This window comes from Candidatus Neomarinimicrobiota bacterium (assembly GCA_021157965.1).
GTDB lineage: Bacteria > Fidelibacterota > Fidelibacteria > Fidelibacterales > Fidelibacteraceae > Fidelibacter.
Map to the genome: position 1 here is coordinate 1 of JAGGVO010000042.1, position 13,659 is coordinate 13,659.

General features: G+C 44.8%; 9 protein-coding genes and 1 tRNA gene. 5 read left to right on the forward strand and 5 right to left on the reverse strand.

All coding sequences use genetic code 11. From position 1 onward, the window contains the following. Together J7K63_06665 and J7K63_06670 are read right to left on the reverse strand one after the other, a co-directional pair. The coding region (locus J7K63_06665) for a carboxypeptidase regulatory-like domain-containing protein (GenBank protein MCD6234700.1) at positions 1–2,270 on the reverse strand (2,270 nt) is incomplete at its 3' end. A gap of 121 nt (positions 2,271–2,391) precedes the next feature. Then, entirely contained in the window at positions 2,392–3,666 is a 1,275-nt protein-coding gene (locus tag J7K63_06670; protein ID MCD6234701.1) for an MFS transporter, read from the reverse strand. Positions 3,667–3,973: 307 nt separating this feature from the next. Here J7K63_06670 and acpP point away from each other — a divergent pair, with 307 nt between their 5' ends. Genes acpP through J7K63_06690 form a run of 4 tightly spaced genes read left to right on the forward strand, consistent with a single transcriptional unit; the run spans position 3,974 to position 9,192 of the window. Continuing rightward, positions 3,974–4,216 (forward strand): acyl carrier protein, encoded by a 243-nt coding sequence (gene acpP / locus J7K63_06675; protein ID MCD6234702.1) that lies wholly within the window; start codon positions 3,974–3,976, stop codon positions 4,214–4,216. Between the two features lie 30 nt (positions 4,217–4,246). After that, complete coding sequence (locus tag J7K63_06680) at positions 4,247–6,376, forward strand: acetate--CoA ligase family protein (GenBank protein MCD6234703.1); 2,130 nt, start codon at positions 4,247–4,249, stop codon at positions 6,374–6,376. Positions 6,377–6,394: 18 nt separating this feature from the next. Then, positions 6,395–7,204, forward strand: a complete 810-nt coding sequence (locus tag J7K63_06685) for a glucosamine-6-phosphate deaminase (GenBank protein ID MCD6234704.1) — start codon at positions 6,395–6,397, stop codon at positions 7,202–7,204. A 14-nt stretch (positions 7,205–7,218) separates the two neighbouring features. Then, positions 7,219–9,192 (forward strand): DUF4954 family protein, encoded by a 1,974-nt coding sequence (locus J7K63_06690; GenBank protein ID MCD6234705.1) that lies wholly within the window; start codon positions 7,219–7,221, stop codon positions 9,190–9,192. Positions 9,193–9,270: 78 nt separating this feature from the next. Here J7K63_06690 and J7K63_06695 read toward each other — a convergent pair whose 3' ends face one another. Continuing rightward, on the reverse strand, positions 9,271–11,076 hold the full coding sequence (locus tag J7K63_06695) for a peptidylprolyl isomerase (GenBank protein MCD6234706.1): 1,806 nt from the start codon (positions 11,074–11,076) through the stop codon (positions 9,271–9,273). A gap of 433 nt (positions 11,077–11,509) precedes the next feature. Between J7K63_06695 and J7K63_06700 the strand changes: the two genes are divergently transcribed. Then, positions 11,510–12,085: a rubrerythrin family protein gene (locus tag J7K63_06700; GenBank protein MCD6234707.1), complete on the forward strand. Its 576-nt coding sequence runs from the start codon at positions 11,510–11,512 to the stop codon at positions 12,083–12,085. Positions 12,086–12,251: 166 nt separating this feature from the next. Here the strand turns inward: J7K63_06700 and J7K63_06705 are convergent. Together J7K63_06705 and J7K63_06710 are read right to left on the reverse strand one after the other, a co-directional pair. Further along, positions 12,252–12,325: transfer RNA gene (locus tag J7K63_06705), tRNA-Val, on the reverse strand. A 50-nt stretch (positions 12,326–12,375) separates the two neighbouring features. Beyond that, entirely contained in the window at positions 12,376–13,632 is a 1,257-nt protein-coding gene (locus J7K63_06710) for a peptidase C1 (protein MCD6234708.1), read from the reverse strand. Positions 13,633–13,659: the final 27 nt, after the last annotated feature.

The window sequence follows — 13,659 nt, forward strand, 5'->3', positions numbered from 1 at the left end:
AACGCGGGTTTTTCGGCATAGAACCCATTGGCTCCGACTTTCAGGTTCAATTCCCCCTGAGGTACCCAGAGGTCAAAATATCCGTTCTCGTCGGTCCAGATATGGTGGTCACCGTATTCATCATAATGCCATACAATGGCGCCACCGACAGGGTTCACGCCATCGGTAACCTGTCCCTGTACCCAGACATAACCGGTATCCGAATGAGATGAAAGATAAATCTCATAATTATCAACAGGACCATCAATCCAAACATTGCCATACCAGGTATTGAATCCTTCTGCATTGACTGTAATATTATATCCTTCATAAGGTTTCAAGCCATCAAAATAGAAGTATCCGGCACCGTCTGTCGTGGTTCTGGCAAAGTACTCATAGCTTTCGATATCCACTACAGCACCACCTACGGGGAATCTATCATTATCATAGACATTCCCCTGAAAGTATACAAATTCCTCTGGAGATTTCAGAGCCATCGGATATTCCACCATGCCACCCTGAGGAATAAAAAGGGTATCCACAAGAGCCGGCATATACCATTCATCGGGATAGTACGCTTCGATGATATACATCATACCACCAATGAGATCAAAATAGTAATTCCCATATTCATCCGTATAAGTCCAGTAATCATAAGTGTAATCTGTAGTGTATACATTGATTTCCGCATCGTAGAGTGGATAGCCAGTCTGATAATCTGTAACGACACCGAAGAGGGCGGCGTCGGGTTCAATGATCTGAAAATCAATCCCGGATGAACCGGACATAACTTCAGGATAATAGTCAGGAACCGTCATAGGATCTTCATAATCATTACGGGATACCCAAACCCCATATCCATAAGACATGCCGTTCCAGTCATCAACATACACACAATCCAGCTCAGATGTTACAGGCACGGCATAATCCCCGAATTCATCCACAGACGCAATGGAATATCCAAAGGGCCATTTATCTGCAATCACAGACAGATCTGTTAACGCATACTTGTCCGGAACATTGAAAGAAACCGTTCCGCTTATAGCATCCTGAGGATACACATTGTAAAGCTGGATATCCAGGGTGACATCTGCATCCATGACATCGGCATAATACTGGCCCCAATAGGGGATGAGGTATTGTCCGGCCAGGTCTTCTTCGATGAATTCAATTTCCCACCAACCGGGCATCACCGGAATTTCATAATAACCCGTTGCATCTGTCGTGCCCATCACTTCATACATACCGTTATTGGCCAGCATCCGCACATTGGAGACTGGAAGCCCTTCTGTTGAAGTCACAAAACCGGATATGAAATAAGCCCCTTCAACCAGTGTAAAATCGGCAACAGGAGTCCCGGGGAGAAAAACCGTATAATACATGGGTTCGGCATACATGCCACCCGGAACCTGCCAGATATTCAGGGCAAAAACTGTCCATGGGCCGGGGAACATGTTCTCCGCTTCTTTTGGTATGGCCATGGAATAATTCCCGTTCTGATCAGTTTTTGTCAGGAAAACAACCTCCGGTTCATCTTCGGATTTCGCATACATAGAATCAATGACACCTGGGAAAGCAACCATCAGAATATTCTGCACAGGATTCATCCCATCCGACACATTGCCAGTAATAAAAGACGTTGCGCCTATGGGTTCCTCACAATAAGCCATTGCCAGGTCGTACATTTCAGTATTCATATCCATGACGACGATATAGATAGTGGCATTCTGAAGAGATATAAGAGGACCATCCTCTTCAAATTCCGTGGATATCGTCACTTCCCAAATACCGTCTCCGGGAGGTGTCATATCCATTTCATCCCCATCTTCAATCATGAAAACAAATTCCTCGCCTCCCATCTCCAAATGGGCAAAAGCATTCAGATCTGAGAATGAAAACACATTGTCCCCATCATCCACAAAGATCATAGTGCCTAATGGCCGGTCTGCCGTTACTGTCAGTGTAATACTGTCGCCAACAGCATAAATTGTTGTATCTGCGCCATTGATCTGTATAGAGAAATCAATTGTGGATTTCTGCATGGAAATTCCGGACAAGTGATGTAACATCACATTTTCCTTCCATACATTCCGATCTCTCATCTGTTTCGGACTATGGGGCTTGTTCGCCGTTTCAGGGTGGTATTGATCCACCTTCAGCATCTGTGAAGACGGTCTTAAATTCTGTACGGCTTTCTGTGCCCGTACCTGCATTTGTTCGTCCGTCATACCGGCAAAGGTCATTCCGGCCAGTACGAAGAGACACATCAAAACAACAGCACATTTTCTCATAATGTACCCCCTACTTTGTTCGTTATGGTTTATTATTATAATAGTTGTATTTTCATCTCAATGCAATACTGATTATAAAAATGTGATACGCATCATAAACTCTTTAGTAAAAGGTTTTTATTTAATCTGCGAGGTATTTTTTCGCCATGATTTCCCCTTCTGTGATATTCACCCGGGAAAGGAAATAAGCCCCGCCAATAAAGAGGAAGAGGATAGACAATATCCCCATTCTCTGGTTACCTGAAATATACCCGATGGTACCCATGAGGAAAGGGCCGACCACGGCGGCAAATTTTCCAAGCATATTGTAAAAGCCAAAGAATTCCGCTGATTTTTCCTTGGGGATGATCCGTGTATACAGGCTCCGGCTCAGGGCTTGAATACCTCCCTGAAAAAGTCCGATACAGATGGCCAGAGCCAGGAAATGCCAGGATTGGTTCATAAAGTAGCCCAGAATTGTAATCAGGCAGTAGGCACAAATAGCCACCATAATGGCGGGTTTCACACCGATTTTCCGGGCAAACCAGCTATAGGCAAGCGATCCGAAAAAGGCGACAAACTGGGTAATCAGCAAAGCTGAAATCAGAACACTGCTGTCAAATCCCAGAGAGTCCCCGTAACTCACGGCCATCCGGATAATCGTATCCACCCCGTCGATATACAACCAGTAGGCAAAGAGAAAGAGTCCGACGACTTTAAGGTGCCGGATATGTCTGAAAGTACCTATTAACTGGCGCCATCCCATTACAAAAGCCTTATGAAGCGGCACAGCATCTATAAGGCGGGGTTCTTTCACAAAGAGAAAGATAGGAATGGAAAAAACAGCCCACCACACCGCAACGCTGAGAAACGAGAGTTTTATGGCAGTTGCTCCGTCGGGAATTCCAAAGAAATCAGGCTTTAGAAACATAAAAACATTCACGGCAAAAAGGAGTCCCCCGCCGATATATCCTATGGCAAACCCCAGGCTACTGACAAAATCCACCTTTTTTTCCGTCGCCACTCCCGGGAGAAGGGAATCATAAAAAATATTGCCTCCGGAAAACCCTACGGTACCCAGCACGTAGAGCAATGCGGCAAATTTCCACATTCCCTGGGCCACAAACCAGAGTCCGCCAGTCATTAAAACCCCTAAAAAAGCAAAAAGGAACAGAAATTTCTTCTTGGCAGTCCCCCGGTCTGCCACGGCTCCCAGAAAAGGGGCCAGAAGGGCCACGACAATAGATGCAACCGAGTTTGCCCATCCCAGATACATGACACTCCGTGTAGGATTGGAAGGATCCGCCCAATACTGATTGAAAAAGAGAGGAAAAAATCCGGCCATCACCGTCGTTGCAAAAGCACTGTTGGCCCAGTCGTACAGAGCCCAGGATGCTATCGAGCGTTTTTCGTTCATCTCAGAATTCCCCTGTTTTAAATTTTTGAAATATACAACAGACAAAATCAAGTCACAAAATTAAAGTCCTCAACCAAGCCCGGTTTCCCGGAGAATAAATAGAAAGAATATATTGCATGTCGCTTCAAATCCTATTATAATTTATTTAAATTTTGAAAACGGGGCTCTTATCTCGCACGTTCCGATAATTGACCCTCACCCTAAACAAAGATCCGTTGATTCAATCCTGTTATATGCATGGGGGACATCTACAGACCCATCATTAAATATGCACCATAGCCGATATATCAACCAACAGGAGGAAAGAATGGAAAAAAACGAGGTACAGGAACGGGTAAAGAAAGTCGTTGCCAACGTATTGAAAATGGATCCGGAAGAAATCTTTGATGATGCTAACTTCATCTTTGATCTGGGAGCGGATTCCATGCAGAGTCTGGAACTTGTTGCTGCTTTTGAAGAAGAATTCGACGTCGAATTGGATGAAGACAAGGCATTGTCAGTTCAGACGGTTGCCGATGCCGTGGAATTTATCTCATCACATTTATCATAAGCGACATATTAATCAAACGGGGGAATCCTCATGAAAAAGGATTTCAAGGCAAATCTGGATAAAATATTTTATCCGGATTCTGTAGCAGTTGTAGGAACAAATAAAGTTGTGGGAACAGTTCCACATGATATACTCAGAAATATACTGGATGCGGATTTCAACGGTGTTGTTTATCCTGTCAGTCCGCGTGAGCGTTTTATAGCCGGAATCAAAGCTTACAAATATGTGACGGATATTTCGGATTCAGTAGATCTGGCGATCATCGTCTTTCCTGCATCTGTCATCCATCTGGCCCTTGAGCAGTGTGGTCAGAAGGGAATCAAAGCCGCTATTATCATATCAGCCGGTTTTAAAGAAGTCGGTGGAGAAGGCATTAAAAGGGAAAAGCAGGTCAAGGCCATTGCCGATAAATACGGGATGTCCATCATTGGTCCCAATTGCCTGGGTGTTATTAATACGGATGCCCGGTCCAAAATCAACGCCTCTTTTGCCCGCCGCATGCCGGAGGAGGGAACTATCGGGTTTTTGTCCCAAAGCGGAGCCTTATGTACCGCTGTCCTGGATTACGCCTATGCAAAACGCATCGGATTTTCTAAATTTATTAGTTTTGGTAACAAGGCTGATGTAACAGAAATTGACCTTCTTTATTATCTAAAGGATGATCCAAAAACAAAGATTATCCTGATGTACCTTGAAGAGGTCAAAGACGGTCCGGGACTGATGAAAGCAGCCCGTGAAGTAATTAAGGCCGGAAAACCGGTTTTGATTCTGAAATCGGGGCGAACATCCGAAGGGGCCATTGCTGCTGCATCCCATACAGGTTCCATGGCCGGAAGCGATGAAGTGTGCGATGCCGCCTTTCGCCAGACAGGCATTATCCGATGCCAGGATGTCGATGAAATGTTCAATATTGCCATAGCTTTTGCCTATCAGCCCATCCCAAAATCCAGGCGGGTAGCTATTATCACCAACGCAGGGGGACCCGGTGTTCTCACAACAGATGCTGCGATACGTGACGGTCTGGAACTGGCAAAATTTTCTGATGAAACCACGGCCATCCTTAAAAAAAGCCTGCCGGCGACTGCAAATATTAAAAATCCGGTGGATGTTATTGGGGATGCAAGGGCGGACCGTTATAGTGTGGCCCTGTCAGCCGCATTTAAAGATCCGGCTGTGGACGGTGTTTTTGTCATTCTAACCCCTCAATCCATGACGGAAATCGACCTTATCGCCCGGGAAATTGCCAAGGTCGCTCACCATTACAACAAACCGGTCTACGCCTCTTTTATGGGGGAGGCAGATGTAGCTCAGGGCATCGATGTACTTCAGCGAAATAAAATCCCCCATTATACCCGGCCTGAATCCATGTGCCGGGCATTTGCAACCGTATATCATTTCAACCAGGATCGGAAAGAAGTCCCAAAGCCGGCACCGGTATTTAAAGATGTGGATGATGCACGGGTAAATGAAATTATTCAGGAAGTGAAAAACGCAGGAAAACACTACCTGACAGAAGATCTCTCGGATGAACTGCTGAAAGCTTACGCTTTTCCGGTTGTCGAATCGGTTCTTGCCCGTTCTGAAGATGAAGCCGTTCAGAAGGCTGAATCCATGGGATATCCCGTGGTCATGAAAGTCGTATCCGATGAAATTATCCATAAATCGGAAGCCGGCGGCGTGATTCTGAATATCCGGTCTGATCAAGAGGTGAAAGAAGCCTATAAAACAATCCTGGAAAAGGCAAAACAATATGATTCCAACGCCAAAGTGAAGGGAGTCCTTATCGAACAAATGATTTCAGATGGAGAAGAAGTGATTCTGGGACTCAACCGGGACAACAGTTTCGGTCCGGTCATTATGTTCGGTCTGGGCGGAATCTATGTGGAAGTCTTCAAGGATGTGAGTTTCCGGGTTGCTCCTCTGCAAACAAGTGATGTGGAGCATATGATTGAAGAAACCCGATCCTCCAGCATTCTTCACGGTGTACGTGGACACGGACCACGGGATCTGGATAAAGTTATAGAATGCATTCTCAGGCTTTCGCAACTGGCCGTGAATCATCCCGACATTCAGGAACTGGATATTAACCCCCTCATCGTGCTGGACAAAAGTAAAGGCGTCTTTGTGGCTGATGCAAGAATAATGATAAAACAAGAATAAAAGAAAGGATGGGATGCTATGCGTATCTTGATCTACAATGATTATGATCATCTGAGTCAGTGGGTGGCCCACTATGTAGCCAGCAAAATCAACCAGGCTGAAAAGAAGGGAGACAAACCTTTTGTATTAGGACTTCCAACCGGTTCCTCTCCCATCGGGACCTATCAGGAATTGGTGAAACTCCATAAAGCAGGTAAAGTCTCCTTCAAAAATGTCATCACTTTCAATATGGATGAATATGTGGGTATTCCGGAAGATCATCCCCAGAGTTATCACTTTTTCATGTGGGATAACCTTTTCAAATATATCGATATCCCTAAAGAAAATGTGAATATCCTGAATGGAAATGCGGCGGATCTGGAAAAAGAGTGCTGTGATTATGAGCAAAAGATTAAGGATGCAGGCGGAATTGATCTTTTCCTGGGAGGAATCGGTCCGGATGGGCACATCGCTTTTAATGAACCGGGATCTTCGCTATCTTCCAAAACGCGGATTAAAACCCTTACCTATGATACCATTATGGCCAACTCGCGCTTTTTTGATAACGACGTGAACAAAGTCCCCAAAATGGCTCTGACGGTAGGTGTGGAAACGGTGATGGCGGCCCATGAAGTGCTGATTATTGTAAACGGTTATAAAAAAGCCCGGGCGCTCCAAAATGTGGTGGAAGAAGGAATAAATCACATGTGGACTGTGTCCATGCTTCAGATGCACCCCCACGGCATTATTTGCTGCGACGAGGAAGCCACCATGGAACTGAAGGTGGGAACGGTGAAATATTTCAAGAATATTGAACACGATGCCCTTCATAATTTACCAAAAGTATAGAATCAGGTAACACGATGTTATATCGTAAACTCAAATCACAGGAAATCGGTCGTCTGAAAAAGCAGGGATGCTCCGCCGAATCCTGGGAAACCATTCTGGTTCATGAGCGCTTTACCCCGGAACGGATCCACAATGTCCGTTTTCAGGGAAAGGTGAGTCTCGGGATTTTTACTGAGGATCTTACCCTTCCGGACCGGGGAAGGCATCCTGCAGGTCTTTGGAATAGTACTTTGAAAGACTGCACTATCGGGGATAATGCCCTGATTTGCAATGTTCAGAATCTGTGCCGGTATGAGATTTCTCATCACGCTGTTGTGGATTCGGTACAATCTTTGGCGGTGACAGGTGAAACCAGGTTTGGAAACGGGACGGAAATCGAGGTTCTCAATGAAGGCGGAGGTCGGGAGTTACTTATATACGACAAGCTCTCTGCACAAATTGCCTACATGCTGGCCCATTTTCGTCATCATGATGCTTTAATGGAAAAGCTGCAAACCCTGATCCGAAATTACTGCAACGAAAAAACCTGCACCACGGGTTATGTGGGACCTTATGCCCAAATCCGGAACTGCCAGGTATTACGAAACATGGAAATCGGTGAAGGAGCTGAAGTCCTGGGAGCTCTCCTCCTGGAAGAGGGATCCCTGGCAGGATGCCGGGAAGATCCTGTGAAAATCGGTTCCGGCGTTATAGCCAAACACTTTATCGTGCAATCAGGATCCCATATCCGGGATGGGGTGCTGCTGGATAAGTGTTTTGTGGGACAGGGTGTCCGCCTGGGTAAGCAGTATTCTGCAGAAGGATCGGCTTTCTTTGCCAATTGTGAGGGATTCCACGGAGAAGCCGTCAGTGTCTTCGGCGGACCTTACACCGTCACCCATCACAAATCAACACTCATGATTGCCGGTATGTTTTCCTTTTACAATGCAGGAAGCGGAACCAATCAAAGCAATCACATGTACAAACTGGGCCCATTGCATCAGGGAATCCTGGAACGCGGTGTCAAAACCGGTTCACTCTCCTATATGCTCTGGCCCTGCAGGGTCGGTGCCTTCAGTGTGGTGACGGGAAAACACACGGGGAATTTTGATGCCGCAGATTTTCCCTTCTCCTATATCACAGCCGAAGCGGGAAAAAGCCAGCTTACTCCCGCCATGAATCTCTTTACCGTGGGAACCCGGCGGGATAGTGAAAAATGGCCGGCGCGTGACCGCCGTAAAGATCCCCGGAAGTTCGATCAGATCCATTTTGATCTCTTCAATCCCCGAACCATCGGCAAAGTTTTAAATGCCATTTCAATCCTCCAGGAGCTGAATGAAAAAAGCAGAAAAGAACAGGAATTTGTCTCTTACAAGGGGTTGGTCATTAAACGGCTGTTGTTGAGAACAGGCGTCAAATACTACAAAATAGCGGTGGCCATTTACCTGGGAGAAATCCTGTTGAAGCTTTTGAATCATGAAAAGACAGGGAAAACACTCAGGGAAGTTTTTACGGAAATATCAGAGAATTCTGGTGACTCACCCGAAAAATGGTTTGATCTGGCTGGAATGCTGGTATCAGAAAAAGGTCTGAACAGATGTATTGATACGATATGCCGTGACGATACAGATTCAGTTGAAGCACTGCTTGCCATCCTGCAGAATACAGCCGCAAATTATAAAAAAGACAATCTGAGATGGTGGGCACAGGTCGTTAGGCAAACATTCGGAAAGTATCCGGAAAATCTGAATCGGGACCAGCTGAAGCTGATTCTGGAAGATTGGAAGAAGAATATTCTGAAACTGAACAACATGATTCTGAAGGATGCAGAAAAGGAATTTGATCCCACAAGCCGCATCGGCTACGGTCCGGATGGTGATGAAACGATTCAGCAGAAGGATTTCGAATCGGTTCGCGGAAGTTATGACGAAAACAAATTCGTAAAAGCGCTCCGAAATGAAAATGAAAAAGTGGAAACCCGTTTTCAGCAGGCACTAAAAAAACTATGATTAAACGGAAAAATCAATAAGCAAAAAAAGGCAGAAAAAACTCTGCCTTTTTTTATTGTTCGTATCAGAAAATAATAATCAGAAATATTTATTCCGGTAGTCATGAACTTCAGCCTTTTCCCTGAGTTTTGCGAGAAAGGCTTCAATCACTGTCGTTTCTTTTTCTCTCCGGAGCCGCTGTCTGATGGATTCCTGCTGAATCCGAAATCCTTTTTCATCAAAGGCACTTTTTTTCATCACCTGAATGAGGGTATATCCACGGGATGTTTTGACAGGTCCCACAATTTCATTCAGCGCGGCCATGCGGACAAGTTCATCAAACACCGGATTATTCCTGAACTGTACCGGCGGGTTTTTTAACGTGATTGCTTCTTCACTGCCGAAAACCGTCAGGGGATTCTCATCTTTCAAATCGTAGAGATTTCCCTCTAATTCAGTAAGTTCCATAGCTATTTGACGGCTGAGTTCATCTTTCTTTTTCTGCCGGAGTTGCCGTTCAAGGGTAGGTTTGAGTTCACTGAAGGATTGATATGATTCCGGTTTTTCCTCGATAATTTGCGCGACAATAATTTTATCCTGTGTCTCAAAAGGTTGTTCTGTAATTGCACCGACTTTATTCCGGAAAGCCCACCGGGTCAAATCGGGGACAAATCCAAGTCCCGGATAATAATAGTTATCCTCTGTAACTCCCATGTGTGTCGTATCTGCTTGAAGCTTATAATAGTTCAAAGCTTTCTCAAAACCCTGGTCTTCCGCGTCAAAGGTAAAAATCCGGGCTTCGGAAGCAAGATTATCCAGTGTATTGGGCCCCACATCCACTTTCAGTAGAATATGGGAAACCTTCACCTGGGGTTCGCCATTTTCCACCTTCCGGTCATCAACCCGAATTAAATGATATCCGAAACGGGTTTCAACGGGTCCGACCACCTTATGAAGGGGTGCCGAAAAAGCGGCATCTTCAAAGGGCTTAACCATTTCACCTTTTTGAATATATCCCAGGCTTCCGCCTTCCGATGCAGACGGATCCTGAGAAAAAATCCTGGCAAGGTCTTCAAATGTTTCGCCTTCTTCAAGACGAAGCAATATCTCTTCAATCTCTTTACGGACAAGCAGGGTGTCTTCCGAAGATGGCACTTTAGACCAGCTGACACATTGAAGAATTTTTGTCTCAGGGATTTTATATTTTTCTTTATTCTGATTATAATAGTCCCGGATTTCCTCGTCAGTTATTTTTATGGTATCGTTAGGAATTTTATTAGAGGCAACCGTCAGATATTCAATATCATAAAGGACAGTCTCATCAGCATAGACCCGGCGGACATCTTCATCAGTTACAATGATCGTAGCAGCCAGATATTCATTCAGCTTTTCATAGGGGAGAATCCTCCGGATTTCTTCCTCGATAGGCACCCAGTTAATACCATAAGGATTTGAAGGATCTCTGAGAATGTTCAGGTATTTCTGATGATCAAAAAGGCTGTCTGTTTGAAATATTTCAGCCTGCCGGATATATTCCGGGGGATTGTTTTCCAGGTAGAAATAGACCTCTTCGTCTGTAGCTTCCAATCCCAGTTTTTCAATTTCCTGCTGTATCAGAATTTCCTGAACCATCCTTTCAAAGACCTGGTCCTGAAGTCGAACCCGGGTCATTGCATCCAACTCCTGTCCGGTTTGCTCTCTATAGTAGGACATCTGTTGGTTTAAGGCGGACATGTATTGTTCCAGAGTAATTTCCGTCCCATTCACTTCCGCGATAATATTTTTTTGGCTGCGGGAACCATTGATGCCCATACCCCAGCTAAAAAAAATCGTCGCCAGAAATGCGACAATTACGATCCCGAGGATGATTGACATTTTATCCCGCATTTGATTCATGACACCCATATAATCGGTCTCCTGATAATTTATTTTACAAAGCTGGTAAATTTAAAGAAAGGTATAGCGTTTAGCAATTAATTATGGAAGATGGGTTGATACGTTTAGAAATTAAGACGTTGAGAGGTTCATAAATTCTTGGATTCATGAGCTGGGTTGGGGCGGGTGCTTGGGCCAGAATATGGGTAACAGTGATTTATAAATTTTAATGTCCCTATATAGGAAGAACTTTATGATTTGTGATCCCCGGGGACAAAATAATCACACCGGCAATGAGATGCAAGCTTATATTGTTTTTTATATATAATACGAGTCGGGGCTTAGCATTTGGCAGATTTTCATAATCGATTGATTTTGATATAAAATTTCTGTTTATATTTCTCATGAATGCTTATTATTGCTTTTCAGATAAATATTAACCCGTTACCAAAAGGAGATTCACATGGCGTCAATAAAGGGGACCCGGACAGAGCAGAACTTATTGAAAGCATTTGCAGGAGAATCTCAGGCACGGATGCGCTATGATTATTTTGCAAAACAGGCAAAAAAAGAGGGATTGGAACAGATTGCAGCTCTTTTTGAAGAAACAGCTCTCAATGAGAAAGAACATGCAAAGCGTTTCTTCAAATTTCTGGAAGGGGGACCGGTTGAAATTACGGCTATATACCCTGCCGGAAAAATCGGCACAACCCTGGAAAATTTGGAAGCCGCTGCAGAGGGTGAAAAAGAAGAGTGGAAAGAGCTTTATCCTGAATTTGCTAAAGTAGCCGAAGAAGAGGGATTCCAGGATGTGGCTTCGGCTTTTAAACTGATTGCCCGGGTGGAAAAAGCCCATGAAACCCGTTACAGAAAACTCTATGAAAACCTGGAACAGGGAAAAGTCTTTGCCAAAAATGGGAAAGTTGTCTGGAAATGCCGGAATTGCGGCTATCTCCACGAAGGCAGCTCTGCTCCAAAGAACTGTCCCGCCTGCCTTCATCCCCAATCCTATTTTGAAGTGATGATGGAGAATTATTAGAGGTCACGGGATCAACAGTTTTACGATTTTTTGAACATCGCTAAGCGGTGTCGGAATCTTCCAATAAAATCAATCAGCCGATCTACCAATTACCGGGGACTGGTTTGAAACCGTTCACTGCTCGTACTTAACCTAAATCTTTAATCTTTATCTTAATCTCTACTCGTGGGCGATACTGGATTCGAACCAGTGACCTCTGGTATGTGAGACCAGCGCTCTAACCAACTGAGCCAATCGCCCTCACCGGGGGAAAATTTACGTATCCCCTCAGCCGGTGACAATCACATTTTTTAAAATTGTCCGATCATTTTTTCCGCCGCATCCCGGTGAAGCGTGATGCTCAACATCTTCAGCCTGATGTAATCCTCCCTGTAAAACATATATCCGAAATGGTTACCAGCCCGGCCTGTACTGCCGGAATCCTTGACCAGATACCAATCCCTGCCACCATACCGCGTGAATCCCACAATGTGTACACCATGATCGTCAGTGGTACATCCATTGTAGATCCTGTATTCCCTGGATGCCTGATCAATATTTCTTTCCGGAATATCCACCGGTGCCGTGACGGCAATATCTTTCTCTTTAATAAAAGACGGCTCGCTAACATCCCCGCCGATAGCAACCGTGTAACCTTGCTTTACAGCCGTTTCGATCACCTCCATCCATTGTTCCAGCGGGATATTGTAGTAAGAGCTGTCCAGCCACCAATTGTCGGGGACATCAAAGGCCGTATAGGTATAAAATGGATCTTTCATTGTTGAAATCAGATTCACATAATCCCCGCCGTTGAAATGAAGAAACTCCCGGGCAAACCGTTTGGGAGTCCAGATCTCCCCCGCAAAGAAAAATTCTGCAGGAGGTTCTCCCATCGTGTGATTCAGGATGACTTTCACCCCTTCCAAAACCCGTTCGGTATCCCAAATTTTATGAGTTTTAATAAAATCCAGATAATCTGAGATTTCTTCGTACATTTTCTCATGGTCATGAAATTCATCCATTGTTCCGGGATACACAGATTCCGGCACAATACCATACCAGTCCATAATCCGAAGTCCGCTGCCAATCTGGCTCCCCTGACCCACATAGGAATTTCCCCGTTTTTCCACAAAGCGTCGGATTTTTTCCAGATATTCATAATACACGGTATGCATTTCAGAGAGTTTGATTTTCTTTCCCTTGATCCGGGTGATTTCCGATTCCACAAACGATGTGGCTGCATAGGCCCAGCACGTTCCCGTAGCATCCTGATGATTCGGTGAAAAATGAAACCAGCTGGTAAAATCCTTCGGAGAACCAGGGGCTTTAATATCTTCCGTATTCCAACGGAGAACCTTTTTGGCATTCCGCTTTTGTTCCCGGAGCATGTCTTCCTGTTCCAGAATCACTCGGGTCAGGGAGTCTTCCTCCGCTTTCGCATCCTCACGAATATCTTTTACCTGCTGAAGAATTTGATCCCATTTTGCCGGAATGTACTCAAGCCGGGGTTCCTGTGCGCGTATATCAACAAATCCGGCAAGACATAAGATAATAACCCATCGAACCATGGCAAACTCCTTATGATTGTCATTGAT

Bases quoted from the DNA above. Each gene is read 5' to 3' on its own strand.
- J7K63_06670 (MCD6234701.1), bottom strand. From the start codon at position 3,666: ATGAACGAAAAACGCTCGATAGCATCCTGGGCTCTGTACGACTGGGCC.
- acpP (MCD6234702.1), top strand. From the start codon at position 3,974: ATGGAAAAAAACGAGGTACAGGAACGGGTAAAGAAAGTCGTTGCCAAC.
- J7K63_06680 (MCD6234703.1), top strand. From the start codon at position 4,247: ATGAAAAAGGATTTCAAGGCAAATCTGGATAAAATATTTTATCCGGAT.
- J7K63_06685 (MCD6234704.1), top strand. From the start codon at position 6,395: ATGCGTATCTTGATCTACAATGATTATGATCATCTGAGTCAGTGGGTG.
- J7K63_06690 (MCD6234705.1), top strand. From the start codon at position 7,219: ATGTTATATCGTAAACTCAAATCACAGGAAATCGGTCGTCTGAAAAAG.
- J7K63_06695 (MCD6234706.1), bottom strand. From the start codon at position 11,076: ATGGGTGTCATGAATCAAATGCGGGATAAAATGTCAATCATCCTCGGG.
- J7K63_06700 (MCD6234707.1), top strand. From the start codon at position 11,510: ATGGCGTCAATAAAGGGGACCCGGACAGAGCAGAACTTATTGAAAGCA.
- J7K63_06710 (MCD6234708.1), bottom strand. From the start codon at position 13,632: ATGGTTCGATGGGTTATTATCTTATGTCTTGCCGGATTTGTTGATATA.